Origin of the sequence: Zestomonas insulae (assembly GCF_016901015.1) — a bacterium.
In the GTDB taxonomy this organism is placed as follows: Bacteria; Pseudomonadota; Gammaproteobacteria; order Pseudomonadales; family Pseudomonadaceae; genus Aquipseudomonas; species Aquipseudomonas insulae.
The window spans coordinates 276,588-302,598 of the sequence record NZ_JAFEUP010000005.1; the positions used below are offsets into that span (position 1 = coordinate 276,588).

The 26,011-nt window shown below is 66.2% G+C and carries 24 protein-coding genes; 11 read left to right on the forward strand and 13 right to left on the reverse strand.

The window, feature by feature from the left end; translation table 11 throughout:
- Positions 1 to 96: 96 nt before the first annotated feature.
- Positions 97 to 1,326, forward strand: coding sequence for a phosphoglycerate dehydrogenase (gene serA / locus JQX08_RS17160; RefSeq protein WP_205349631.1), 1,230 nt, complete (start codon positions 97 to 99; stop codon positions 1,324 to 1,326).
- 68 nt (positions 1,327 to 1,394) lie between these two features.
- Here serA and JQX08_RS17165 read toward each other — a convergent pair whose 3' ends face one another.
- Both JQX08_RS17165 and JQX08_RS17170 read right to left on the reverse strand, forming a co-directional pair.
- Complete coding sequence (locus JQX08_RS17165; protein ID WP_205349632.1) at positions 1,395 to 1,829, reverse strand: DUF4399 domain-containing protein; 435 nt, start codon at positions 1,827 to 1,829, stop codon at positions 1,395 to 1,397.
- Positions 1,830 to 1,909: 80 nt separating this feature from the next.
- Positions 1,910 to 2,407, reverse strand: coding sequence for a 2-thiouracil desulfurase family protein (locus JQX08_RS17170; RefSeq protein ID WP_205349633.1), 498 nt, complete (start codon positions 2,405 to 2,407; stop codon positions 1,910 to 1,912).
- Positions 2,408 to 2,626: 219 nt separating this feature from the next.
- Between JQX08_RS17170 and JQX08_RS17175 the strand changes: the two genes are divergently transcribed.
- Positions 2,627 to 3,169 (forward strand): DUF6160 family protein, encoded by a 543-nt coding sequence (locus JQX08_RS17175; protein WP_205349634.1) that lies wholly within the window; start codon positions 2,627 to 2,629, stop codon positions 3,167 to 3,169.
- A 200-nt stretch (positions 3,170 to 3,369) separates the two neighbouring features.
- Here the strand turns inward: JQX08_RS17175 and JQX08_RS17180 are convergent, their stop codons facing one another.
- Positions 3,370 to 3,993, reverse strand: coding sequence for a 2OG-Fe(II) oxygenase (locus JQX08_RS17180; protein ID WP_205349635.1), 624 nt, complete (start codon positions 3,991 to 3,993; stop codon positions 3,370 to 3,372).
- A gap of 86 nt (positions 3,994 to 4,079) precedes the next feature.
- Between JQX08_RS17180 and JQX08_RS17185 the strand changes: the two genes are divergently transcribed.
- Positions 4,080 to 4,844 (forward strand): hypothetical protein, encoded by a 765-nt coding sequence (locus tag JQX08_RS17185; RefSeq protein WP_205349636.1) that lies wholly within the window; start codon positions 4,080 to 4,082, stop codon positions 4,842 to 4,844.
- Between the two features lie 7 nt (positions 4,845 to 4,851).
- Here JQX08_RS17185 and bipL read toward each other — a convergent pair whose 3' ends face one another.
- A complete protein-coding gene (gene bipL, locus JQX08_RS17190; protein WP_205349637.1) occupies positions 4,852 to 5,778 on the reverse strand; it encodes a phospholipase BipL in 927 nt (308 codons plus the stop codon).
- Between the two features lie 103 nt (positions 5,779 to 5,881).
- Between bipL and JQX08_RS17195 the strand changes: the two genes are divergently transcribed.
- Both JQX08_RS17195 and JQX08_RS17200 read left to right on the forward strand, forming a co-directional pair.
- On the forward strand, positions 5,882 to 6,457 hold the full coding sequence (locus JQX08_RS17195) for a DUF6436 domain-containing protein (protein ID WP_205349638.1): 576 nt from the start codon (positions 5,882 to 5,884) through the stop codon (positions 6,455 to 6,457).
- 92 nt (positions 6,458 to 6,549) lie between these two features.
- Complete coding sequence (locus tag JQX08_RS17200; RefSeq protein WP_205349639.1) at positions 6,550 to 7,050, forward strand: transcriptional regulator; 501 nt, start codon at positions 6,550 to 6,552, stop codon at positions 7,048 to 7,050.
- Between the two features lie 36 nt (positions 7,051 to 7,086).
- On the opposite strand, the gene JQX08_RS17205 is transcribed toward JQX08_RS17200, so the two are convergent.
- Positions 7,087 to 8,127, reverse strand: coding sequence for an AraC family transcriptional regulator (locus JQX08_RS17205; protein WP_205349640.1), 1,041 nt, complete (start codon positions 8,125 to 8,127; stop codon positions 7,087 to 7,089).
- A 121-nt stretch (positions 8,128 to 8,248) separates the two neighbouring features.
- Between JQX08_RS17205 and JQX08_RS17210 the strand changes: the two genes are divergently transcribed.
- Positions 8,249 to 10,633 carry a penicillin acylase family protein gene (locus JQX08_RS17210; protein ID WP_205349641.1) on the forward strand — a complete coding sequence of 795 codons (2,385 nt, stop codon included), beginning with the start codon at positions 8,249 to 8,251 and terminating at the stop codon, positions 10,631 to 10,633.
- 205 nt (positions 10,634 to 10,838) lie between these two features.
- Here JQX08_RS17210 and JQX08_RS17215 read toward each other — a convergent pair whose 3' ends face one another.
- The 8 genes from JQX08_RS17215 to JQX08_RS17250 form a co-directional block, all read right to left on the reverse strand.
- Entirely contained in the window at positions 10,839 to 11,720 is an 882-nt protein-coding gene (locus tag JQX08_RS17215) for an ABC transporter permease subunit (RefSeq protein WP_205349642.1), read from the reverse strand.
- Complete coding sequence (locus JQX08_RS17220; RefSeq protein ID WP_430472546.1) at positions 11,717 to 12,625, reverse strand: ABC transporter permease subunit; 909 nt, start codon at positions 12,623 to 12,625, stop codon at positions 11,717 to 11,719. The genes JQX08_RS17215 and JQX08_RS17220 overlap by 4 nt, the downstream gene beginning before the upstream one ends.
- Positions 12,622 to 13,764, reverse strand: coding sequence for an ABC transporter ATP-binding protein (locus JQX08_RS17225; RefSeq protein ID WP_205349643.1), 1,143 nt, complete (start codon positions 13,762 to 13,764; stop codon positions 12,622 to 12,624). The genes JQX08_RS17220 and JQX08_RS17225 overlap by 4 nt, the downstream gene beginning before the upstream one ends.
- Positions 13,765 to 13,818: 54 nt before the next feature.
- Entirely contained in the window at positions 13,819 to 14,907 is a 1,089-nt protein-coding gene (locus tag JQX08_RS17230) for a polyamine ABC transporter substrate-binding protein (protein ID WP_430472549.1), read from the reverse strand.
- 215 nt (positions 14,908 to 15,122) lie between these two features.
- Positions 15,123 to 16,220, reverse strand: a complete 1,098-nt coding sequence (locus tag JQX08_RS17235) for a polyamine ABC transporter substrate-binding protein (RefSeq protein WP_205349645.1) — start codon at positions 16,218 to 16,220, stop codon at positions 15,123 to 15,125.
- 147 nt (positions 16,221 to 16,367) lie between these two features.
- Entirely contained in the window at positions 16,368 to 17,741 is a 1,374-nt protein-coding gene (locus JQX08_RS17240; RefSeq protein WP_205349646.1) for an aspartate aminotransferase family protein, read from the reverse strand.
- A gap of 87 nt (positions 17,742 to 17,828) precedes the next feature.
- On the reverse strand, positions 17,829 to 19,187 hold the full coding sequence (locus JQX08_RS17245; protein ID WP_205349647.1) for a glutamine synthetase family protein: 1,359 nt from the start codon (positions 19,185 to 19,187) through the stop codon (positions 17,829 to 17,831).
- Positions 19,188 to 19,229: 42 nt separating this feature from the next.
- Positions 19,230 to 19,982, reverse strand: coding sequence for a gamma-glutamyl-gamma-aminobutyrate hydrolase family protein (locus JQX08_RS17250; RefSeq protein WP_205349648.1), 753 nt, complete (start codon positions 19,980 to 19,982; stop codon positions 19,230 to 19,232).
- 276 nt (positions 19,983 to 20,258) lie between these two features.
- On the opposite strand from JQX08_RS17250, the gene JQX08_RS17255 reads away from it, so the two are divergent.
- From JQX08_RS17255 to aguA, 5 genes are all read left to right on the forward strand, one after another.
- Positions 20,259 to 21,635 (forward strand): glutamine synthetase family protein, encoded by a 1,377-nt coding sequence (locus tag JQX08_RS17255; protein ID WP_205349649.1) that lies wholly within the window; start codon positions 20,259 to 20,261, stop codon positions 21,633 to 21,635.
- Between the two features lie 153 nt (positions 21,636 to 21,788).
- Entirely contained in the window at positions 21,789 to 22,847 is a 1,059-nt protein-coding gene (locus tag JQX08_RS17260) for an extracellular solute-binding protein (protein ID WP_205349650.1), read from the forward strand.
- Positions 22,848 to 22,928: 81 nt separating this feature from the next.
- Positions 22,929 to 23,567, forward strand: coding sequence for a TetR/AcrR family transcriptional regulator (locus JQX08_RS17265; protein ID WP_205349651.1), 639 nt, complete (start codon positions 22,929 to 22,931; stop codon positions 23,565 to 23,567).
- A gap of 193 nt (positions 23,568 to 23,760) precedes the next feature.
- Complete coding sequence (gene aguB / locus JQX08_RS17270; RefSeq protein WP_205349652.1) at positions 23,761 to 24,642, forward strand: N-carbamoylputrescine amidase; 882 nt, start codon at positions 23,761 to 23,763, stop codon at positions 24,640 to 24,642.
- Positions 24,643 to 24,702: 60 nt separating this feature from the next.
- Positions 24,703 to 25,809, forward strand: coding sequence for an agmatine deiminase (gene aguA, locus JQX08_RS17275; protein WP_205349653.1), 1,107 nt, complete (start codon positions 24,703 to 24,705; stop codon positions 25,807 to 25,809).
- Positions 25,810 to 26,011 lie beyond the last annotated feature (202 nt).

Consider the following 26,011-nt stretch of genomic DNA (forward strand, 5'->3'; position numbering starts at 1 on the left):
TACGCCCCCCATGAATCGTGCTCCGGCGCTGATTAGCGGGGCCCGCAGCAGCGCTGCCCCACTCCGATTTTTCTTCCAGGATTCACAGGTACTCCGATGAGCAAGACCTCTCTCGACAAGAGCAAGATCAAGTTCCTTCTGCTGGAAGGTGTCCACCAGAACGCCGTGGACACTCTGAAAGCCGCTGGCTACAGCAATATCGAGTACCTCAAGGGCGCGCTGTCCGACGACGAGCTGAAGGAAAAGATCGCCGACGTGCACTTCATCGGCATCCGCTCGCGCACCCAGCTGACCGAGGAAGTGTTCGACGCGGCGAAGAAGCTGATCGCGGTCGGCTGCTTCTGCATCGGCACCAACCAGGTCAACCTCAACGCCGCCCGCGAACGCGGCATCGCGGTGTTCAACGCGCCGTACTCGAACACCCGCTCGGTGGCCGAGCTGGTGCTCGCCGAAGCCATCCTGCTGCTGCGCGGCATCCCCGAGAAGAACGCCTCCTGCCACCGCGGCGGCTGGATCAAGTCGGCGGCCAACTCCTTCGAGATCCGCGGCAAGAAGCTCGGCATCGTCGGCTACGGCTCGATCGGCACCCAGCTGTCGGTACTCGCCGAAGCGCTTGGCATGCAGGTGTACTTCTACGACGTGGTGACCAAACTGCCGCTGGGCAACGCCACCCAGGTCGGCAACCTGCACGAGCTGCTCGGCATGGCCGACATCGTCTCGCTGCACGTGCCGGAGCTGCCGTCCACCCAGTGGATGATCGGCGAGAAGGAAATCCGCGCGATGAAGAAGGGCGGCATCCTGATCAACGCCGCGCGCGGCACCGTGGTCGAGCTGGATCACCTGGCCGACGCGATCAAGGACGAGCACCTGATCGGCGCGGCGATCGACGTGTTCCCGGTCGAGCCGAAGTCCAACGACGAAGAGTTCGAAAGCCCGCTGCGTGGCCTGGATCGCGTGATCCTCACCCCGCACATCGGTGGCTCGACCGCCGAAGCACAGGCCAACATTGGCCTGGAAGTCGCCGAGAAGCTGGTCAAGTACAGCGACAACGGCACCTCGGTGTCGTCGGTCAACTTCCCCGAAGTGGCCCTGCCGGCGCACCCGGGCAAGCACCGCCTGCTGCACATCCACGAGAACATCCCGGGCGTGATGAGCGAGATCAACAAGGTGTTCGCCGAGAACGGCATCAACATCTCCGGCCAGTACCTGCAGACCAACGACAAGGTCGGCTACGTGGTGATCGACGTCGACGCCGAATACTCCGACCTGGCCCTGGAGAAGATTCAGCACGTCAAAGGCACCATCCGCAGCCGCGTGCTGTTCTAAGCGCAACGCGGGCATGAAAAAGGGAGGCTTCGGCCTCCCTTTTTCGTTGCTGCGGTTGCTCCTACGGCTTATTTCACCGTGACGGTGATCTTCTTGGAAATCACCGGCGGGTCCAGCGGCACGTGGTTCTTGTCGCCGACCAGCAGCTGCAGGGTGTGCTCGCCCGGCGGCAGGGTCAGCTCGGTCTCGGTCTGGCCCTTGCCGAAGTGGCGGATCTTGTCGGTCATCGGCAGCGGCAGGCTCATCGCCGGCGCTTCCGTCAGGTCGATCAGCAGGTGGTGGTGACCGGTCGCCGGGGCGTCGATGCCGGCCGGGGCCACGCCCATGCCCTTGAGGCCGAACTTGACGGTGAAGGTCTGGCCGACCACCGCGCCGTCGGCCGGCTCGATGAAGTACACCTGAGCCTCCTTCGGTGCGGCGGTGCGCGGCGTTTCGGCGTGCACCGCAGCGGCGGCGCCGAACAGCGCGGCGGCCAGGCCCAGGGAAGACAGAAGACGCGACATGGTGGTGCTCCTTGCAGGGTTGATCCTGCACAGACCGGCGATCACCGCTACGGTTCCGCAAACCTGCGCGCTTGAGCGTTTCAGGCTGTTTCGGCGTCCAGCGCGGCGAGCGCCTGAAGCGCGGCGTCCAGTTCCTCTTCGTTGAATACCCGGACCCCGGCACGGCGCAGCAGCGCGGCGGTGACCCCCTCGCCGGCGACCTTGCGGCCGCTGAAGCTGCCGTCGTAGTTCTCGCGATTGCCGCACGACGGGCTACGCGCCTTGAGCACGGCGATGCGGATGCCGTGCGCACGCACCAGCGCCAGCGCCTGCTCGGCGCCGGCGAGGAACGCCGCGCTGACATCGGCGCCGTCCACGGTAAGCACCGGCTGCTGACCATCGAGCACCGCCGCGCCCTGGCCGCCGGGGATTTCCGCCGGCGGGCGTGGCGTCGACAGGCCGCCGGCGACTTCCGGACACAGCGCGACCACCCGCCCCTGCGCCTGCCACAGGCTCAGCGGGTCGAACGGCCCGTGCGCGCCTCCGTCATAGCGCACCGGATGGCCGAGCAGGCAGCGACTGACCAGGATCTTCTGCATCGCGTTTCCTCATGCTGGCGGAGTCACCCGCCGTAACAGTCTGCCGCCGGGCACGCCCACCGAAGGTAGGGTCGCTGTCGATTGGCGCACAACGGGCCGCCGCTGCGCCGCGCGGGCGGCCCATCCTTCGACGGGAAGCGCGGGCCGGCGCTGGCCAGCTCACCCGGCGCGACCCAGACTGCGCCCCACTCCCGCGAAGACGCGAAGGAAACGCCCGTCATGCCCAGCATACTCCAGCTCCGCCCCCTGCTCGCCGGCCTTGCCCTGCTGTGCGCCGGCCCCGGCCAAGCCGCCCTGCTCGACCTCGACAACCAGACCCTCAGCGAGGTTAGCGGCCAGGCCGGCATCAGCATTCGCGTCGACCTGCAGGCGCAGATCCGCCAGTTGCGCTGGGACGACGATGGCGGCAGCGTCTCGCTGCGCAACGTGAAGATCGACAACGGCTGCGTCAGCCCCGGCGACTGCCCGGCGGCGATCGCCTTCGGCCCGGCGCAGCTCGGCCTCAGTCTGCCGTTCCTCGGCATCAACGTGCCGACCCTGCAGGTCGACGTGGTCACCGCCGGCAATGGCCAGAAGCAGCTGCAACTGACCCTGCCCGACCTGACCACGATCAACCAGCAGCTGGTGCAGGGCGGCCTCGACCCCGTGCGCATCCGCGTGCGCCTGCAGGGCGACATGTACGTCGGCGAAAGCCGGCTGGGCACCCTGGCGATCCGCGACATCAACGACCTGCGCGGCACTATCAAGGTCTGGGGGCACTGAGAGCCCGCCCCAAGGCTGCTGCGCGTCGGCCATGCTGCGTTGCAGTCGGGCTCAGATGCTCATTTACAGCTCGTAAAGTGCGCGTCTTCGCCCGATTTACTCGCTGGCGCTCACCCTTCGGGCCAGCCTACGGCTGTTACTCCCGTTGGTCGTTGCGCCTTGCCTGGCTCTAGCTCGCAAGCCTTTGAACAGGCTCTGAGCTACAGCGCGCGGCGGCGGAACCAGCCGGCCAGCGACAGGCGCTCGCGGCTCGCCGGCAGCACCTCGTGGGGTAGCTCGGCGGAGAGGAACAGCACCAGGCTGCCACCCAGCGGCGGAATATCCAGCGCCCGCTCGGCCGCACCGTCGGCGAGGTGCAGGCGCAGCGCGCCGCCGTCGCCCGCCTGCCACTCATCGTTGAGGTAGACCAGTGCCGACACCACGCGACGGTCGTCGTCGCGGAAGCGATCGACATGCCGCTGGTAGAACGCCCCCGGCGGGTAGCAGGCGAAATGGCTCTCGAAATCCGCCAGGCCGAGGTACAGGCCCTCGTTGAGCGCCTGGCGCAGCCCGTCCATCAGCGCCAGATAGCGATCGCAGACCGCCGTCTGGCCCGCCTCCAGCCACTGGATGCGGTCACCGCGTACCCCTTCGCGCACCTGCTGGCTGCCGCCGCGACCGACCGCGGCCGGGGTCAGGGCGCCCTGCTGCGCGCGCTGGCGGCACTCTTCGGCCAGTTGCCGGGTCAGATCGTCAGGCAGGAACGCGGCCTGGCGCGACCAGCCTTGCTGGGCGAGGTCATCGACAATGCGGGATAACAGGGTGGGATCGGCGAGTGCGGACATGCCGGCGATTCTACCAGCGGCCGACGCGCTCCTCGACAAGCCGCCGCGACGCCGCAAAAATAGCCGCCTGCCTGACAGGAGTCCTTATGCGCGCCCTTATCGCTTGTGTGTTGCTGCTTCTCAGCCTGCCCGGTCGGGCCGACGACCATTCCCAGCTGTACCAGGCGGCGGGCTGGCCGGAGCAGCGCGCGCATTTCAGCGCGGCTCTGCAGGCAGCCCAGCAGCGCTACCGCGCCAGCCTGCCGCCGGCGGTGTACCAGGCGCTGGTCGACAACAGTAACCAGCGCTTCGCCGCCCAGGCCATGGACCAGCGCGCCCAGGCTGCGCTGCGCCAACTGGCCAACCCGCAGCCGGCGCTGCAGTTCTTCCAGTCGCCGCTGGGCCGCAAGGTCATCGCCGCCGAGGTCAAGGCGACCAGCCGCGAGGAGCTGCTGAAGAACGCCAATGGCCTGCCGCGCACCCAGGCCGACGCCACCCGCCGCCTGCTGATCAACCACCTGGCGCAAGCGCTGCCGGCCCGCGAAGCCGGCGCCGAGGTGAGCCTGGCGCTGGCCGGGGTGGCCGCCGACAGCCTCAGCCAGATGATTCCCGGCCTGCTCGGCGGCGACCAGGCGCAGGGCATGCTCAACAGCCAGCGCGAGCGGCTGATGCAGCAGATCGGCGGCGACCTCGACAACACCCTGCTGTATGTCTACCGCGAGCTGTCCGATCCGGAACTGGAGGAGTTCGCCAGCTTCGCCGAGTCGGCCGACGGTAAGGCCTACTACCAGGCGGCGCTAGCCGCCGTGCGCGCCGGCCTGGCGGTCGGCCAGAGCAGCAGCAACCTGGCCCCGGCGCAGCCGAGCATCTGAGCGCCGTTTAGGCCAGCCGGGCGCTGAAGAAGTCCAGGTAGCGCTGGCGCAGCGCAGCGCTTTCATTCGCCAGGTGATGGCGCGCGCCAGGCAGCATCAGCGTCTCGGTGCCGGCGAACTTGGCGCCGAGCACGCCGAGGTTGTGCCGCCAGTCCACCGTCATGTCCGCATCACCCTGCACGATCAGCGGCCGCCGCGCGCTCGGCGGCGCCGCCTCGATGGCCGGCACCCAACGCGCCAGCGCGCCGACCCAGGCGGTCGGCAGCACCAGTGGCTGCAGCGGGTCGCGCTGCAGGAAGGCGAGGAACGCCGGATCGTTGGAATTCTCGCTGAAGCGCCGCGGAATGCTGCTGACGAACGGCTGCAGCAGGCGGTAGCTGAGTTTCGACCAGGCCCAGGCGCGCGGCCGCACCAGCGGCGCCAGCAGCAGCGTCTCGCCGATCTCCGCGCGCACCGTGCCGCGCAGCAGGTAGTCGATGAGGATCGCCCCGCCGGTGCTCTGCCCGCACAGGTGCCAGGGGGTCGGCAGGCCGAGCGCCGCGGCCTCGCCGAACAGGCAGTGGAGCACCGCCTGGTAGTCGGCGAAGTCACCGATGCTGGCCCGCTCGCCGCTGGACAGGCCGTGGCCCGGCAGGTCGCAGGCGAGCACCGCGAAGCCCTGCGCGAGCGCCCAGGCGATCAGGTGGCGGTACAGGCCGACGTGGTCGTAGTAGCCATGCTGCAGCAGCAGCGTGCCGCGCGGCTGCGCCGGCCACCAGGCCTGGGCGACGATCTGGAAGCCGGCCGCCGGAAACACCCCCATGCGGCCGTGCACGCCGGCGAACTCAAGGCCGTAGAAGGCGCGGTAGGCGGCCAGCTGCGGTGCTTCGGCGGCGGCTTCGGCCAGCGGGCGCAGGTGGGCGCGCAACAGATCGGGCTGGAAACGCTCGGGCATGGACTCGGACATCGCTGAAGGGACTGACTGACGGGCGGCTGCCGATATTCAGCTGCGCGGCGCGGCATGGCAAGCTATGCGCCCCGCTGCCGACCGATCCGCCATGTCCCCGTCCCGTCGCAAGACCCTGCTCGCCGGCCTGTTGCTGCTGCTCGGCCTGGCCGCCGCGCTCGCCGCCGTGCGCTGGTACGAGGGCCGCTACCTGCGCCCGTTCGCCGCCCAGACCCAGCTGTTCGACGGCACCCAGCTGCAGCTGCCGGCCGCGCTGCGCGGCGCCGGGCCGATCCGCGTGGTGCATTTCTGGGACCCGGCCTGCCCGTGCAACGTCGGCAACCAGCAGCACCTCGCCGAGCTGCTGGCGCGCTTCGCGCCGCAGGGGGTGAAGTTCTATGCGCTGCAAAAGCCCGGCAGCCACGGCCAGCTACCGCCGACCCTGAGCGCCATAGAAGCGCTGCCGGCGCTGCCCGGCAGTGCGCAGCTGCCGGCCAGCCCGGCGGTGGGCATCTGGGACGCGCAAGGCCGCCTGGCCTACTTCGGCCCCTACAGCGAAGGCGCCAGCTGCACCTCGAGCAACAGCTTCATCGAGCCGATCCTCGAAGCGCTGGCCGCCGGCCGTACGGTCAACGCCAGCAACACTCTGGCGGTCGGCTGCTTCTGCGCCTGGGCGCAACCCGACTAAGCGCCGGCGCGGCTCGCCCGGCAGCCTGCACAAAGCGGTCTAGACTCCTCGCTGGGTCCAACGACGGATCCGGCCAGCCTCAAGGAGTCGCTATGTTCAAAGCTGCCACCCTCGCCCTGCTGCTCGGCGCTGCCGCGCCACTGTGCGCCGTCGCCGGCGATGCCGCGTCGACCCAGCAGATCATGAAAGAGTACAAATCCTCGATCCAGAACCAGATCGCCGACATCGACTACAAGCGCAAGCAGATCGTCGAAGCGGCGATGGGTCTCGACGCCAAGGAAGGTGAAGCGTTCTGGCCGGTGTACAACAGCTACCGCACCGAGGCCGACAAGCTGAGCAAGGACGCCATCGCCTTGCTGCTCGACTACGCCAAGGCCTACAACAGCGGCTCGGTAGACGACGCCACGGCGAAGAAACTGCAGGAGCAGATGCTCGACCTGCAGGAAGACCGCCAGGAGCTCAAAGAGAAGTACGTCGAACGGGTCGCCAAGGAAGTCTCGCCGAAGCGTTCGCTGCGCTGGCTGCAGATCGAGAACCAGCTCGACGCCATCAGCCTGCTGGCCAACACCCGCGAAGTGCCGCTGGTCGAGTAACCCGCTGCGCCGCGCCCGCCTTGGGGCGCGGCCGCTTCACCCGGCGCGCACGCGCTGGCGATGCTGCTCGGGGGTCTCGCCGTGCCAGCGGCGGAACGCCCGATAGAACGGCGACAGCTCGGCGAAGCCGCAGGCCCGCGCCACCTCGCGAATCGACCCGCCGCCGCGCAGCAGCTCGGTAGCCCGATCCCGCCGCACCACCTCCCGCACCTGTCTCAGGCTGCAGCCCTGCGCCGCCAGCTGACGTTGCAGACCGGCCGCCGACACCCCCAGTTCGCGCGCACAGCCGGCCAGGCTGCAGTCGCCGCCGCCCAGGCGCACGCCGAGCAGGTAGCGCAGGCGGTTGAGCAACTGGTTCTCCTGCAGACCGTCGAGCTGACGCTGGGCGTGCTCACTGAGCAGCGCGTGCAGCTCGGGGTTGGCGGTGCGCGACGGGCGCTGCAGCAGCGCGGCGGGAAACAGCAGGGCGTCGTGCGCCTGCTCGAACAGCGGCTGCAGGCCGAACAGCCGGCGGTGTTCGCGCAGCTGGCGCGGCTGCGCGTGGCGGAAATGCACGCCGCTGAGGCGGAACTCGTCGTCGCTGACCAGCGCCATCAGCTTGCGGATCAGCAGCGCCACGCACTCCATCTGATGGCGCAGCGAAGCAACGCCGAGGTAGTTGAGGTCGATCACCAGGCGCGCCTGCTCGCCGTCCACCTGCAGTTGGGCGACCAGGCCGCCGGAGATGATGTGCTGGAAACGCACGAAGCTCTCCACCGCCTCGCGCAGGTCGCGGCTGGCCAGCAGCAGGTAGCCGACCACGTCGAGCACGCGCGGCTTCATCACTTCGCCGAGGTGCAGGCCGATGTCGCGGTCGCCAGTGATCTCCGGCAGGGCCTGCCAGAACAGCGGCGCATTGTCGTGTTCGAGGCGGTTGTCGGTGGTCGGCACGGCGACGCGGCGGTGCTGGTAGACGCGCCGGTAGATCTCGGTGGGGTCCAGGCCGAGATCGGCGAGCGCCTCGTAAAGCAGGCGGCGCAGGGTGGCCGAGTGGGTCAGCGGCGAGTCGCTGGCGGGCGGATCGAGCGGCAGGGACATGCGGACTCCAGGGCTAATTGACCGAAGACTTGCAGCCACGAGGTGTTCAGTCAATGCCGAGCAGCGAACGACTGCGGACAATCGGGTCACTACAAGAACGAAAACACGGAGTTGTCACCCCATGAAACGCAGCCTGACCGTCCTCGCCATCGCCGTCGCCGCGGTGGCCGCCGGTGCCACCTGGTACATGCACAGCAAGCAGCCGCAACGCAGCGGCGAACTGGCCCTCGCCCACCTGCAGGCGCCGGTCAGCGTGCGCTACGACGAGCGCGGCGTACCGCACATCCAGGCGCAGAACGAGGCCGACATGTACCGCGCGCTCGGCTACGTGCACGCCCAGGACCGCCTGTTCCAGATGGAGATGCTGCGCCGCCTGGCGCGCGGCGAGCTGGCCGAAGTGCTCGGCGCCAAGCTGGTCGACACCGACCGGCTGTTCCGCACCCTGGGCATCCGCGAGCACGCCGACCGCTTCAGCCAGACCCTCGACCCGCAGTCGCCGGCCATGCAGGCGCTGCAGGCCTACCTCGACGGCATCAACCAGTTCCAGGACAACCGCCCGGCCCCGGTCGAGTTCGACCTGCTGGGCATCCACAAGCGCCCGTTCACCGTCGAGGACACCGTCAGCGTCGCCGGCTACATGGCCTACAGTTTCGCCGCGGCGTTCCGCACCGAGCCGGTGCTGACCTACATCCGCGACCAGCTCGGCGCCGACTACCTGAAGGACTTCGACCTCGACTGGCACCCGGACGGGGTGATCGGCGCACCGGCGCTGGCCGCCAGCGACTGGCAGGACCTCAACAAGCTGGCCAGCCTCAGCCAGCAGGCGCTGGTCGACGCCGGCCTGCCGCAGTTCGAGGGCAGCAACGCCTGGGCGGTGGCCGGCAGCCACACCAAGAGCGGCAAGCCGCTGCTCGCCGGCGACCCGCACATCCGCTTCGCCGTGCCGGCGGTGTGGTACGAGGCGCAGCTGAGCGCGCCGGGCTTCGAGCTGTACGGCCACCACCAGGCGCTGAATCCCTACGCCTCGCTGGGCCACAACCCGCGGTTCGCCTGGAGCCTGACCATGTTCCAGAACGACGATCTGGACCTGATCGCCGAGAAGGTCAACCCGGACAACCCCAACCAGGTGCAGATCAATGGCCAGTGGGTCGAGCTGCAGAGCCGCGAGGAGACCATCCAGGTCAAGGACGGCGAACCGGTCAAGCTGACCCTGCGCCGCTCGCCGCACGGGCCGATCATCAACGATGCGCTCGGTGCCAGCGCCGGCAAGACGCCGATCGCCATGTGGTGGGCGTTCCTCGAGACCGAGAACCCGATCCTCGACGCCTTCTATCAACTGAACCGAGCCGACACCCTGGACAAGGCCCGCGCCGCCACGGCGAAGATCCACGCACCGGGCCTCAACGTGATCTGGGCCAACGCCAGCGGCGACATCGGCTGGTGGGCCGCGGCCAAGCTGCCGCAGCGCCCGGCCGGGGTAAACCCGAGCTTCATCCTCGACGGCAGCAGCCACGAGGCGGACAAGCCCGGCTTCCTGCCGTTCTCGGCCAACCCGCACGAGGAGAACCCGGCGCGCGGCTACATCGTCTCGGCCAACTACCAGCCGCTGTCGCCGACCGGCGTGGCGATCCCCGGCTACTACAACCTCGCCGACCGCGGTCAGCGCCTCAACGACCGGCTGGCGCAGCCGGACGTGAAGTGGGACCTGCAGAACAGCCAGGCGCTGCAGCTGGAAACCGCCACCGGCTACCCGCAGCGCCTGCTCCAGCCGCTGCTCGCCGACCTGCGCGCGGCCGCGGCGGACGACGCCGAGCGCGCGCTGGTCGAACAGCTGGCCAGCTGGGACGGTGACCACCAACTCGACTCGACGGCGGCCACGCTGTTCAACCAGCTGACCTACGAGCTGGCCAATGCGGCGACCCGCGACGAGCTGGGCGAGCAGTTCTTCGACAACCTGCTGTACACCCGCGTGCTCGACACCCTGCTGCCGCGCCTGGCCGCCAATGCCGCCTCGCCGTGGTGGGACGACCGCAGCACGCCGGCCAAGGAAGGCCGCGCCGAGACGGTGAAGAAGGCCTGGCAGGCCAGCCTCGCGCACTTGCACAAGACCCTCGGCAACGACCCGGCGCAGTGGCAGTGGAGCAGCGCACACAGCCTGACCCACGGCCACCCGCTGGGCCAGCAGAAGCCACTCGACAAGCTGTTCAACGTCGGCCCGTTCGCCGCACCGGGTGGTCACGAGGTGCCGAACAACCTGTCGCACCGCGTCGGCCCGGCGCCCTGGCAGGTGATCTACGGACCGTCGACGCGACGCCTGATCGACCTCGCCGACGCCAGCCACAGCCTCGGCATCAACCCGGTCGGGCAGAGCGGCGTGCCGTTCGACGCGCACTACCAGGACCAGGCCGAGGCCTACATCCAGGGCCAGTACCTGCCGCAGCACTACACCGACGAGGACGTGAAGGCCAACACCAAGGGCACCCTGCACCTGGTGCCGGCGCACTAAGCGTCCACGCGTGAAACGCACAAGGCCCCGCAATCGCGGGGCCTTGTGCGTTGTGGGGGAAGCGGGCCGTAGGATGGGTTGAGCGCAGCGACGCTACCCATCGCATCGATGGGTAGCGCTGCGCTCAACCCATCCTGCCAACGGTTCACCCCGGGCATGAAAAACGGGCCCCGCGGGGCCCGTTGTGTGTTGCGTCGCGCGCCGCTTAAGCGGTTTGCGTGGTCGCCTTCCAGGTCGTCGCACCGGCCTCTTCGGCCATGGTTTCCATGGCTTGCTGGATGGCGCGTTTGCGACGCTCTTCGGCACGCCGGCTGAAGTACCAGGCGAGGAAGGTGAACAGCGACACCACCAGCAGGATCAGGCTGGCGACGGCGTTGATCTCCGGCTTCACGCCGAGGCGCACGGCGGAGAACACTTCCATCGGCAGGGTGGTCGAGCCGGGTCCGGAGACGAAGCTGGCAAGCACCAGGTCGTCGAGCGACAGGGCGAACGACATCATGCCGCCGGCCGCCAGCGACGGCGCGATCATCGGAATGGTGATCAGCATGAACACCTTCCACGGCTTGGCGCCGAGGTCCATCGCCGCTTCCTCGATCGACAGGTCGAGCTCGCGCAGGCGCGCCGACACCACCACCGCGACATAGGCGGTGCAGAAGGTGGTGTGGGCGATCCAGATGGTGACGATGCCGCGCTCTTCCGGCCAGCCGATCAGCTGGGCCATGGCGACGAACAGCAGCAGCAGCGACAGACCGGTGATCACTTCCGGCATTACCAGCGGCGCGGTGACCATCCCGCCGAACAGCGTGCGGCCCTTGAAGCGCGGGATGCGGGTCAGCACGAAGGCGGCCAGGGTGCCCAGCGCCACCGCGGCGATCGCCGTGTAGCAGGCGATCTCCAGCGAACGCATCACCGCACTGATCAGCTGGGTGTTGTCGAGCAGGCCGACGTACCACTTCACCGACCAGCCGCCCCACACCGTGACCAGCTTGGAGGCGTTGAACGAGTAGATCACCAGGATGACCATCGGCGCGTAGATGAAGGTCAGGCCCAGCCACAGCATCAGGGTCGAGAAACTGAAGCGCTTCATACCTTGCCCTCCAGCTCTTTCGCTTGGTTACGGTTGAACAGAATGATCGGCACGATAAGGATCAACAGCATCACCACTGCCAGGGCGGACGCCACCGGCCAGTCGCGGTTGTTGAAGAACTCCTGCCACATCACCTTGCCGATCATCAGCGTTTCCGGACCGCCGAGCAGCTCGGGGATCACGAACTCACCGACCACCGGGATGAACACCAGCATGCAGCCGGCGATGATGCCGTTCTTCGACAGCGGCACGGTGATCTTCCAGAAGCTGTTGAAGGTGCTCGAACCCAGGTCGGCAGCGGCTTCCAGCAGGCTGGTGTCGTGCTTGACCAGGTTGGCGAACAGCGGCAGGACCATGAACGGCAGGTAGGAATAGACCACGCCGATGTACACCGCGAGGTTGGTGTTGAGGATCTGCAGCGGTGCGCTGATTAGCCCCATGTCCATCAGGAAGCCGTTGAGCAGGCCGTTGTTGCTGAGAATGCCCATCCAGGCATAGACGCGGATCAGGATCGCGGTCCAGGTCGGCATCATGATCAGCAGCAGCAGGGTGGTCTGCATTTCCTTGCTGGCGCGGGCGATGGCGTAGGCCATCGGGTAGCCGATCAGCAGGCAGATGATGGTGCTGAAGAAGGCCATCTTCAGCGAGCCGAGGTAGGCCGCCAGGTACAGCTGGTCCTCGGTGAGCATCAGGTAGTTGTTGACGTTGAGGACGATCGACAGCTGGTTCTCCGCCCAGGTGTAGATCTCCGTGTACGGCGGAATGGCGACGTCGGCCTCGGTGAAACTGATCTTCAGCACGATCAGGAACGGCAGCAGGAAGAACAGGAACAGCCAGGCGAACGGCACGCCGATCACGCCGTGGCGCCCTGTGGGCAGACGCTTTTTCAGGCTGGAAATTTTCATGAGCGCAGCGCGACCCCGCTGTCGTCTTCCCACCAGACGAACACTTCGTCATCCCAGGTCGGCCGCGCGCCACGCCGCTCGGCGTTGGCGACGAACGACTGGACGATCGCCCCGCTCGGCAGCTTGACGTAGAACACCGAGTGGCCGCCGAGGTAGGCGATGTCGTGGACCACGCCGCGCGACCAGTTGTACTCGCAGGTCGGCTGCTCGGTGGTGACCAGCAGCTTCTCCGGACGAATCGCGTAGGTGATGCTCTTGTCCTCTGCCGAGGTGGTCACGCCGTGGCCGACGTAGATGTTGCGCTCGAGGTCCGGGCAATCGATCAACGCGTGGCCTTCGGCGTCCTCGACGATCTGCCCGTCGAACAGGTTGACGTTGCCGATGAACTCGCAGACCTGGCGGTTGATCGGCGTCTCGTAGACGTCCACCGGGCTGCCGATCTGCTCGATCATGCCGAGGTGCATGATGGCGATGCGCTGGGCCATGGTCATGGCCTCTTCCTGGTCGTGGGTCACCATCACGCAGGTCACGCCGACCCGCTCGATGATCTCCACCAGTTCCAGCTGCATCTGCGAACGCAGTTTCTTGTCCAGCGCGCCCATCGGCTCATCGAGCAGCAGCAGCTTCGGGCTCTTGGCCAGCGAACGCGCCAGCGCCACGCGCTGCCGCTGGCCGCCGGACAGCTGATGCGGCTTGCGCTTGGCGTACTGGCTCATGCGCACCAGCTTGAGCATCTCGGCCACGCGGGCGTCGATCTCGTCCTTGGGCATGCGGTCCTGCTTGAGGCCGAAGGCGATGTTCTGCGCCACGGTCATGTGCGGGAACAGCGCGTAGGACTGGAACATCATGTTGATCGGGCGCTCGTACGGCGGCAGGTCGGTGATGTCTTCGCCGTCGAGGAAGATGCGTCCTTCAGTCGGGCGCTCGAAGCCGGCGAGCATGCGCAGCAGGGTCGACTTGCCGGAGCCGGAGCCGCCGAGCAGGGCGAATATCTCGCCCTTGTTGATGGTCAGCGAAACGTCGTCGACCGCCAGGGTCTCGTCGAATTGCTTGCTGACCCGGTCGATTTTCACCAGAACCTCTTTAGGTTTCTGGTCGCCCGCGAGGGCTTTCTTGTAGGCACCGGAGGCTATCGCCATACCACAACTCCCAACTGTGTGGGCCCCGGTTGGCCGGGGCCGTTCTTTCTGGATTTATTTGCCCGACTTGATCTTGGTCCACGAGCGGGTCATCAGGCGCAGGATCTTCGGCGGCAGTTCGCTGGAAACGAACAGCGTGTCGACGACGGCCTGCGGCGGATACACCACCGGGTTATTGCGGATCGATTCGTCCATCAGCTCGCCCGACGCCGGGTTCGGGTTGGCGTAGCCGACGTAGTCGCTGACCTTGGCGATCGCCTCCGGCTGCAACAGGTAGTTGATGAAGGCATGCGCCTCCTTCACGTTGGCCGCGTCCTTGGGAACCGCCAGCAGGTCGAACCACAGGTTGCCGCCTTCCTTGGGAATCACGTAGGTGATCTTCACGCCCTTGCCCGCCTCTTCGGCGCGGCTGGCCGCCTGGAACACGTCGCCGGAGAAACCGGCGGCGATGCAGATGTCGCCGTTGGCCAGGTCGGTGATGTACTTCGAGGAGTGGAAGTAGGTGACGTACGGGCGCACCGCCATCAGCTTGGCTTCCGCCTTCTTGTAGTCCTCGGGGTTCTTGCTGTTCGGGTCGAGGCCCAGGTACTGCAACACTGCCGGGATCATCTCGTCGGCGGAGTCGAGGAAAGCGACGCCGCACTGGTGGAGCTTCTTGAGGTTCTCCGGCTCGAACAGCACCGCCCAGGAGTCGATCTGGTCAGTGCCCAGCACCGCCTTGACCTTCTCGGCGTTGAAGCCGATGCCGTTGGTACCCCACAGGTACGGCACACCGTACTGGTTGCCGGGGTCGTTCGCCTCGAGCCGCTTCATCAGCCCGGGGTCGAGGTTCTTCCAGTTCGGCAGCTGGCTCTTGTCCAGCTTCTGGAACGCGCCGGCCTTGATCTGCCGGCCGAGGAAATGGTTGGACGGCACCACCACGTCATAGCCGGTGCGACCGGCGAGCAGTTTGCCTTCCAGGGTTTCGTTGCTGTCGAACACGTCGTAGACCGGCTTGATACCGGTGGCCTTCTCGAAGTCGACCAGCGTGGTTTCGCCGATGTAGTCGGACCAGTTGTAGACATGCACCGTCGATTCAGCCTGAGCGACGGCGCTCAGACCCAGCGTGGCCAATGCACCGATCAAGGTTTTGCGGAAGGAAATTCGCACATGTCAGTCCTCGTTCTTGTTCATGGTTGCGGCCGTCTCCCGACGCTCCGTTAGTCCCGCGCACCCGGCGACGGCGCACACGCTCCCCCTGACGGGGCCTCCAAGGCGGAGGCGCCATCCCCTGCAACATACGGCGGGATTGGCTGGCTCATGCGACACACTCTCCTGCGGGCCTCCGGCGGGAGCACCCGCCGGAGGGTGTCATGCGCTTACTTACCGGACTTGATCTTGGTCCAGCTGCGAGTCATCGCGCGCTGCACTTTCGCGGGCAGATCCGGGAAGGCGTACAGCTGTTTCATGGTTTCCGGGGTCGGGTAGACACCGGGGTCGTTGCGAATCGCTTCGTCGACCAGTGGGGTGGCAGCGACGTTGCCGTTGGGGAACTGCACCTCGTTGGTGATTTCGGCCATGATTTCCGGCTTCATCAGGAAGTTCATGAAGGCGTAGGCGCCTTCCTTGTTCTCCGCATCGGCCGGGATCGCGACCATGTCGAAGAAGGTGCCGGCACCTTCCTTCGGAATGTTGTACGCGACGGTCACACCACCCTTGGCCTCTTCGGCGCGGGACTTGGCCTGGTACACGTCACCCGAGTAACCGACGGCCACGCAGATGTTGCCGTTGGCCAGGTCAGCGATGTACTTCGAGGAGTGGAAGTAGGTGATGTACGGACGGATCTTGAGGAACAGGTCCTCAGCCGCCTTGAGTTCTTTCGGGTCCTGGCTGACCGGGCTGTAGCCCAAGTAGTGCAGGGCGGCCGGGAGGATTTCGGTCGGCGAGTCGAGGAACGACACGCCGCAGGATTTCAGCTTCTCGATGTTTTCCGGCTTGAACAGCAGGTCCCAGGAGTTGACCGGGGCGTCACCACCGAAGGCGGCCTTGACCTTCTCCGGGTTGTAGCCGATGCCGATCGAGCCCCACATGTAGGGGAAGGCGTACTGGTTGCCCGGGTCGCTGACTTCGACGGTCTTCAACAGGTTCGGATCGAGGTTCTTCCAGTTCGGCAGCTTGGCCTTGTCCAGCGGCTGGTAAACCTTGGCCTTGATCTGCTTGGCCAGGAAGTTGTTCGACGGTACCACCACGTCATAGCCGGACTTGCCCGCCAGCAGCTTGGCTTCCAGGGTCTCGTTGCTGTCGAAGACGTCGTAGACGACCTTGATGCCGGACTCTTTCTCGAACTTGGCGATGGTGTCCTTGGCGATGTAGTCGGACCAGTTGTACACGTGCAGCACTTTGTCGTCCGCTTGGACTGCACCCGCCATCAGCCCGGCGAGGGCGACTGCGAGCAGGGACTTGCCGAATTGTTTCATGCGTACCGCTCCTGTTGTTTTGATGTGTCCGGAAGGCGTTGAAACCCGTTCCACCGCCTTCCGGTGAGCCTGGCCAACGCACCGGTGAAGTCTGGCAAGGTCGAGGGCGTGTTTACAACTTTTCGGTTATAAAACACGCCCATTTCCTCAGCCCTGGACATCCCTTGCGGTGAGGTCCAGGCACAGCCGTGCCTTGGTCACCAGTTCGTCGATCTCTTCACGGCTGATCACCAGCGGCGGGGCGATGATCATGGTGTCACCGACCGCACGCATCACCAGGCCGTTGGCGAAGCAGTGACCGCGGCAGACCATGCCCACAGCCAGCTCACCGGAGAAGCGCTCGCGGGTCTGCTTGTTCTTCACCAACTCGATGGCGCCGAGCATGCCGACGCCGCGCACTTCACCTACCAGCGGGTGATCAGCCAACTCACGCAGACGCTTTTGCAAATACGGTGCCGTTTCCGCCTTGACCTTCTCGATGATCTTTTCTTCGCGAAGGATGCGGATGTTCTCCAGCGCCACAGCGGCCGCCACCGGGTGACCGGAGTAGGTGAAGCCGTGGTTGAAATCGCCGCCTTCGTTGATCACCTCGAACACCTTGTCGCTGACGATCAGGCCACCCATCGGCACGTAGCCGGAGGTCAGACCCTTGGCGATGGTCATCAGGTCCGGCGCGTTGCCGTAGTAGTCGCTGCCGAACCACTCGCCGGTACGCCCGAAGCCGCAGATCACTTCGTCGGCGACGAACAGGATGTCGTACTTGGCGAGGATCTCGCGGATGCGCGGCCAGTAGCTGTCCGGCGGGATGATCACGCCGCCCGCGCCCTGGATCGGCTCGGCGATGAAGGCGGCGACCTTGTCGGCGCCGGCTTCGAGAATCTTCTGCTCCAGTTGATCGGCAGCCCAGATCCCGAACTCCTCGGGGCTCATGTCGCCGCCTTCGCCGAACCAGTATGGCTGGGGAATGTGCACGATGCCGGGGATCGGCAAATCGCCCTGTTCGTGCATGTATTTCATGCCGCCCAGGCTGGCGCCGGCGACAGTCGAACCGTGATAGCCGTTGAGGCGGCTGATGATCACCTTCTTCTCCGGCTGGCCCTTGCACGCCCAGTAGTGGCGGACCAGACGCAGCATGGTGTCGTTGCCTTCCGAGCCGGAGCCGGTGAAGAACACGTGGTTCATGCCTGCCGGGGCGATCTCGGCGATGGTCTTGGCCAGCTCGAGCACCGGCGGGTGGGCGGTCATAAAGAAGGTGTTGTAGAACGGCAGCTCACGCATCTGCTTGCTGGCCGCCTCGACCAGCTCCTCGCGGCCGTAGCCGACGGCGATGCACCACAGGCCGGCCATGCCGTCGAGGATCTTCTCGCCCTCGCTGTCCCAGAGGTACACGCCCTCGGCCTTGGTGATGATCCGCGGACCTTGCTCGCTCAGTTGCTTGTAGTCCGAGAACGGCGCCAGGTGGTGGCGCTGGCTCAGCTCTTGCCACTGGCGGGTCTGCGGGTTCTTCGATTGGCTGCTCATTTACCTACCTCACTCACTGGGGCCCGCCGCGGCGGACCGGAAAATCATCTGGCGTCCCCGCTGCGCATCGGCAGCGGGGATCGCAGGTCATACCGAGTACAGCAGGAACTCGCGTTCCCAGGAGCTGATCACGCGTTTGTAGTTCTCGTTCTCGGCCTGCTTGACCGCCACGTAGGCGGTGATGAACTTGCTGCCGAGGTACTTCTCGAGGGTCTTGCTGTTGCTCATGCGTTCCAGCGCATCCTCGATGGTGAACGGCAGGCGCAGGTTGCGCCGTTCATAGGCGCGCCCCTTGACCTGCGGCGACGGCTTCAGCCCCTCGGCCATGCCGATGTAGCCGCACAGCAGGCTGGCGGCGATCGCCAGATAGGGGTTGGCGTCGGCGCCGGGCAGGCGGTTCTCCACGCGACGGTTCTGCGGCGTGGCATCCGGCACGCGCAGGCCGACGGTGCGGTTCTCCTCGCCCCACTCGACGTTCACCGGCGCCGAGGTATCCGGCAGGAAACGGCGGAACGAGTTGACGTTGGGGGCGAACAGCGGCAGCACCTCGGGGATGAAACGCTGCAGGCCACCAATATGGTTGAGGAACAGCTCGCTCATCGAGCCGTCGTCGTTGGAGAAGATGTTCTTGCCGGTCTTCAGGTCGACGATGCTCTGGTGCAAGTGCATGGCGCTGCCCGGCTCGTCGGTGATCGGCTTGGCCATGAAGGTCGCCGCCACGTTGTGCTTGAGCGCCGCCTCGCGCATGGTGCGCTTGAACACGGTGATCTGGTCGGCCAGGTGCAGCGCTTCGCCGTGACGGAAGTTGATCTCCATCTGCGCCGGGCCTTCCTCGTGGATCAGGGTGTCGAGGTCGAGTTCCTGCAGCTCGCACCAGTCGTACATGTCCTCGAACAGCGGGTCGAATTCGTTGGCGGCGTCGATGGAGAACGACTGGCGGCCGGTCTCCGGGCGGCCGGAGCGTCCCAGCGGCACTTCCAGCGGCAGGTCCGGGTCTTCGCAGCGCTTGGTCAGGTAGAACTCCATCTCCGGCGCGACGATCGGCTTCCAGCCCTTGTCGGCATACATCTTCAGGACTTTCTTGAGCAGGTTGCGCGGCGACAGCTCGATGGGGTTGCCCATCTTGTCGAAGGTGTCGTGGATGACCATGGCGGTCGGCTCGATGGCCCAGGGCACGACAAACACGGCGTGCTCGTCGGGGCGGCAGAACATGTCGATGTCCGCCGGGTCGAGCAGGTCGTAATAAACGTCGTCCTCGACATAGTCGCCGGTGACGGTCTGCAGCAGCACACTCTCGGGGAGGCGCATGCCCTTCTCGTCGAGGAACTTGTTGGTCGGCGAAATCTTGCCGCGCGCAATGCCGGTAAGATCGCTGATCAAGCATTCAACTTCGGTGATTTTGCGTTCTTTCAGCCAGCTGGTCAGCTGGTCGAGTTTGGTACTCATAGAGACCTCAGGGTTAAGAGCTGCAACTGTTTATAGCCGAGCTCAGCGTTGCCCCGCCCTCTTCCTGCAAGCCTCACCAAAGGCCTGGAAGATGGCGAGATATTCGGGATTCGCACGCACTTGCCACTCCGGGTGCCACTGCACCCCGAGCGCGAAGCTGTCGGCTCCCTCGACCGAGATCGCCTCGATCAGCCCGTCAGGGGCCAGAGCCTCAACACGCAGGCCCGGCGCCAGACGATCAACGCCCTGGCCATGAATGGAATTGACACGAATCTCGCGCGGCAAGCCGAGGCCGGCGAGTACGCCACCCGGCTGCACCTGCAGCGGATGACGGGGGGAATATTGCACGTCGACCGGCTCGTTCTCCGGCTCGCGGTGGTCCATGAACGGCCCGGCCTCGTGCACCTTCTGGTGCAGGCTGCCGCCGAACGCCACGTTGAGTTCCTGGAAGCCGCGGCAGATGCCGAGTACCGGGATGCCGGCGGCCACCGCCGCGCGCAAAAGCGGGAGGCTGGTCTGGTCACGGGCGGGGTCATGCGGGGTGCCGGGCGCGCTGGCCGGGCCACCGTAGAGATGCGGTTCGATGTTCGATGGCGAGCCGGTGAACAGCAGGCCGTCTAGACTTTCCAGCAGGGTGGGCAAATCGAGCAGCTCGCCCAGGGCGGGGATCACCAGGGGCAGTCCGGAAGCGCCCTCGACCACGGCACGGACATACTTGTCGCCGACGATATGGTTGGGGTGAAGACCGATCTGCTTGGTGCAAGCGGTGACGCCAATCAATGGCAGGCGAGCCATGAGACACCCGATTTATTGCTGTTATGGGTTTCGGCCGAGCTTAGCCTTGTTCATTTTTTTACACAATAGATCTGTAAAAAATTGAACACACCCCTCTGGACACCCCAGCCGACGCGGCGCCGCAGCGGTTCGCGATGCCCTGAAATGCCCCAAAACTGGCGCTAAGGCCCTGATTTGGGGCAGAATGTGCGTCCCTTGACAGTCAATGGCGTTTGCGATTGACTCAAGACCTGTCAATCGAATGATTGATATTTTTAACAAAAAAGGTGTTGCATCATGTCGGTACCCCCGCGTGCCGTTCAGCTTAACGAAGCGAACGCGTTCCTTAAGGAACATCCTGAGGTCCTGTTCGTCGACCTTCTGATTGCAGATATGAATGGCGTGGTGCGCGGCAAGCGCATCGAACGCACCAGCCTCCACAAGGTGTACGAAAAAGGCATCAACCTCCCCGCCTCTCTTTTTGCCCTGGATATCAACGGCTCGACGGTGGAAAGCACCGGCCTCGGCCTGGATATCGGTGACGCTGACCGCATCTGCTACCCCATCCCCAATACCCTGAGCAATGAGCCCTGGCAGAAGCGCCCGACCGCGCAGCTGCTGATGACCATGCACGAGCTGGAAGGCGAGCCGTTCTTCGCCGACCCACGGGAAGTATTGCGCCGGGTGGTACAGAAGTTCGACGAACTGGGCCTGACCATCTGCGCAGCCTTCGAACTCGAGTTCTACCTGATCGACCAGGAAAACGTGAACGGCCGTCCGCAGCCGCCGCGTTCGCCGATCTCCGGCAAGCGCCCGATGTCCACCCAGGTCTACCTGATCGACGACCTCGACGAGTACGCCGACTGCCTGCAGGACATTCTCGAAGGCGCCAAGGAACAAGGCATCCCGGCCGACGCGATCGTCAAGGAAAGTGCCCCGGCGCAGTTCGAGGTCAACCTGCACCACGTCGCCGACCCGCTCAAGGCCTGCGACTACGCGGTGCTGCTCAAGCGCCTGGTGAAGAACATCGCCTACGACCACGAGATGGACTCGACCTTCATGGCCAAGCCCTATCCGGGTCAGGCCGGTAATGGTCTGCACGTGCACGTGTCGATCCTCGACCGCGACGGCAAGAACATCTTCGCCAGCGACGAGCCGGAAACCCACGCACCGTTGCGCCACGCGCTCGGCGGCCTGCTGGAAACCATGCCGGCGTCGATGGCCTTCATCTGCCCGAACGTCAACTCCTACCGCCGCTTCGGCGCGCAGTTCTATGTGCCGAACGCGCCGAGCTGGGGCCTGGACAACCGTACCGTGGCGCTGCGCGTGCCGACCGGCGCGGCCGACCAGGTGCGCATCGAACACCGCGTGGCCGGTGCCGACGCCAACCCCTACCTGATGATGGCGGCGATCCTCGCCGGTATTCACCATGGCCTGACCAATCAGGTCGAGCCGAACGAGCCGATCGAAGGCAACTCCTACGAACAGCTCGAACAGAGCCTGCCGAACAACCTGCGCGATGCCCTGCGCGAGCTGGACGACAGCGAAATCCTCGCCCGCTACATCGACGAGAAGTACATCGACATCTTCGTCGCCTGTAAGGAAAGCGAGTTGGCGGAGTTCGAACACTCGATCTCCGACCTCGAGTACAACTGGTATTTGCATACCGTGTAAGCACCACCCCGACGCCGGCTTTTGCCGGCGTCGTTTTTTCTGCTGCCGAACCCCACGGCGCCAGACCGCATCGAGCCTTCATGGATGACGGCGGCGTTGACTTAGCACTCGTCGCCCGCCCGGCTGCGCCGTGGCCGCGACTCAGGAGAGGTCGTGATGCGTTTACTGGCTGCTCTGTTGTTCGCGCTGTCCCCGCTGTCCGTCCAGGCCGAAGAGCTGATCCACGTCTACAACTGGAACGACTACATCGCCCCGCAGGTGCTCACCGATTTCGAAAAGGAAACCGGCATCCGCGTCGACTACCACACCTACAGCACCATCGATGAACTGCTCGACGCGCTGGCCAAGGGCGAGGCGATCGACGTCGCCGTGCCGTCCAACGACAACCTCGCCGAACTGATCAAGGCCGGCCGCCTGCAGCCGCTCGATCTGACCCGCCTGCCCAACCGCCAGCACCTCGACAAGCAGCTGCTCAGCAAGCTGGCCGCCGACGACCCGGGCAACCGCTACGCACTGCCCTACCTGTGGGGCGCGGTCGGCCTGGCGGTCAACCAGCCGCAGGCCGAGGCGGCGTTCGGCGGCGCGCTGCCGGAGAGCTGGAGCCTGCTGTTCGATCCGACGCAGAGCAAGCGCCTGGCCGGCTGCGGCATCAGCATGCTGGACGCCCAGGCCGAGGTGATGGCGATCCTCCTCAACTACCAGGGCCTGACCCCGACGCGCAGTTCGCCGCGGCAGATCGAGCGCGCCGGGCAGGCGCTGGAGACGCTCAGCCCGCAGCTGCGCTACGTCGACAGCGCGCGTTACATCGACGACCTCAAGCAGGGCAAGCTGTGCCTGGCGCTGGCCTGGATCGGCGATGCGCTGGCGGCTGCCGACGCCGGCCAGCCAGTGCGCTTCATGGTCCCGGCCGAGGGCTCCAGTCTGTTCATCGACAACCTGGTGATCCCCGCCAGCGCGCGGCGCGCCGATCTCGCCCACCGCTTCATCGACTACCTGATGCGCCCCGCGGTGGCCGCGCAGATCAGCGCCGAGACGCTGTTCCCCACCGCCAACGCGGACGCCAAGGAGTTCCTCGGCGACACCCTCAAGGCCCATCCGGACCTCTACCCGTCGCGCGAGACCAAGCGCCGCCTGTTCCTCCTCGAACCGCTGCCGGACAAGCTAGCCAGCAGCCGCGAGGCAGCCTGGAGCAAGTTCCGCGCGCGGCCCTGAGGCCGCCGGCAGGTGCGGGCGAGGCTTGCCGCGCCCGCCGCGCTGACGTCCAATAGGCGCTCCCACGGACAGGAGCCGGCCATGCAGCGCCCCACCCCCCGCAAACCCCGCGCCAGCAGCCAGGCGCGCATCGCCGGCATCCTCGCCGCCGCTCGCACGCTGCTGGTCGAGGAAGGCGTGGCCAGCCTGTCGATCTACAGCGTCGCCGAGCGCGCGCAGATTCCGCCGTCCTCGGTCTACCACTTCTTCGCCAGCGTGCCGGCACTGCTCGAGGCGCTCACCGCGGACATCCACGCCGCCTTCCGCGCCTGCCTACAGGAGCCGGTGGAGCACGCCGCGCTGCGTGACTGGCGCGACCTGTCACGGCTGGTCGAGCAGCGCATGCTGGCGATCTACGCCGCCGACCCGGCGGCGCGCCAGCTGATCCTCGCCCAGCACGGCCTCACCGAAGTGACCCAGGCCGACCGCCGCCACGACATCGAACTCGGCCAGCTAATGCAGGAGCTGTTCGCCCGGCACTTCCCGCTGCCGGCGCTGCCCGACGACATCGACGTGTTCACCCTGGCCATGGAGCTCGGCGACCGCGTCTACGCCGGCTCGGTGCAGCAGCACGGCAGCATCACGCCGCGCCTCGCCGAGGAAGGCATGCGCGTGTTCGACGCCTACCTCGGCCTGTACCTGCCGCCCAGCCTGCCGAAGCGCAGCGCGCCGCTGGCGTAACCTCCTCGGCACATCCTCAAGCTCGAAATAAGTCGATTTTTATTCGATAAAAATCCGAATATTTTTCGATTAATCACATGAAACACCTTCTAAAGCCGATTTTTATCGGATATAAATTGGCCGCTCGCCGCGACTGACCGTGGCGACACGCGTGCTGTTCACGCCCTTCGCCATCGCTTCCATGAGGTGTTCCATGTCCCGCATCGTCACTGTCGCCGCCACCCAGATGGCCTGCTCCTGGGATCGCCAGGCCAACATCGCCAACGCCGAGAAACTGGTGCGTGAGGCGGCCGCCAAGGGCGCGCAGATCATCCTGATCCAGGAGCTGTTCGAAACCCCGTACTTCTGCCAGAAGCCCAACGCCGACTACACCCAGCTGGCCACCACGGTGGACGAGAACGCCGCCATCGCGCACTTCCAGAAGGTCGCCGCCGAGCTCGAGGTAGTGCTGCCGATCAGCTTCTTCGAGCGCGCCGGCCGCGCGCGCTTCAACAGCATCGCCATCATCGACGCCGACGGGCGCAACCTCGGGATTTATCGGAAAAGTCATATCCCGGACGGTCCGGGCTACCATGAGAAGTACTATTTCAACCCGGGCGACACCGGCTTCATGGTCTGGCAGACCCGCTACGCCAAGATCGGCGTGGGCATCTGCTGGGACCAGTGGTTCCCCGAGTGCGCGCGCAGCATGGCGCTGCTGGGGGCGGAAATCCTCTTCTACCCGACGGCCATCGGCAGCGAGCCACACGACGCCAACATCACTTCGCGCGAGCACTGGCAGCGCGTGCAGCAGGGCCACGCCGGCGCCAACCTGATGCCGCTGGTGGCCAGCAACCGCATCGGCAAGGAAGAGCAGGATGGCTACGACATCACCTTCTACGGCTCGTCGTTCATCGCCGACCAGTTCGGCGCCAAGGTCGAAGAGCTCAACCAGAGCGAGGAAGGCCTGCTGGTGCACAGCTTCGACCTCGACGAACTGGAGAAGGTGCGTACCGCCTGGGGCGTGTTCCGCGACCGCCGGCCGACCCTGTATTGGCCGATCGCCAGCCTCGACGGCGAAACCCCGTCCGAGTAACTCTTAGCCTCCCCTCTCCCAGGCATGGGCGAGGGAACCCAATGACGCACAGGTGACCCCATGACCACCCTCACCACCACCCCGCGCGCCGACGGCTTCCGCATGCCGGCCGAATGGGAACCCCACAGCCAGACCTGGATGGTCTGGCCGGAGCGCGCGGACAACTGGCGGCTCGGCGGCAAGCCGGCGCAGGCCGCCTTCGGCGCCGTGGCCAAGGCCATCGCGCGCTTCGAGCCGGTGACCGTCTGCGTCTCCGCCGGGCAGTACGAGAACGCCCGCGCGCGCCTCGACGCCGACAACATCCGCCTGGTCGAGATCAGCACCGACGACGCCTGGGTGCGCGACACCGGGCCGACCTTCGTCACCAACGCCAACGGCGCAGTACGTGGCGTGGACTGGACCTTCAACGCCTGGGGCGGGCTGGATGGCGGCCTGTACGCCAACTGGGTACGCGACGACCAGGTGGCCAGCAAGGTCCTCGAGATCGAGCGCTGCGCGCGCTACCGCACCGAGGGCTTCGTCCTCGAAGGCGGCTCGATCCACGTCGACGGCGAAGGCACGCTGATCACCACCGAGGAATGCCTGCTCAACCGCAACCGCAACCCGCACCTGTCGCGCGAGGACATCGAGGCGGTGTTGCGCGAGCACCTGGCCATCGACACGGTGATCTGGCTGCCGGACGGTCTGTTCAACGACGAGACCGACGGCCACGTCGACAACTTCTGCTGCTACGTGCGTCCCGGCGAAGTGCTGCTGGCCTGGACCGACGACCCGGTCGACCCCAACTACCCGCGCTGCCAGGCGGCCATGCGCGTGCTGGAAACCGCCCGCGACGCCAAGGGCCGCACGCTGACCGTGCACAAGATGCCGATCCCCGGGCCGATCCACGCCAGCGCTGAAGAGTGCGAGGGCGTCGACAAGGTCGCCGGCACCCAGGACCGCGACCCGGCGATTCGCCTGGCCGGTTCCTATGTCAACTTCCTGATCGTCAACGGCGGCATCGTCGCGCCGAGCTTCGACGATGCCAAGGACGCGGAAGCGCGGGCGATCCTGCAGCGGGTGTTCCCGGAACATGAAGTGGTGATGGTGCCGGGCCGCGAGATCCTTCTCGGCGGCGGCAATATCCACTGCATCACCCAGCAACAGCCGGCGCCGCAAGGGCGCTGAGGGGCGGCGCGGCGGTAATCTGGGTAGTGATGACCTACTGAGATTGCCGCCGCCGGCCTGGGTCCCCGCCTGCGCGGGGACGACGGGGCAAGGGGCGGTGCCAGTGGCGGGCGCAACGGCAGTGGCCGTGGCAGCCGCTGCGGAAGCGGAAGCGGGAAAAGTGCCCCCTGCCCCGTCGTCCCCGCGCAGGCGGGAATCCAGT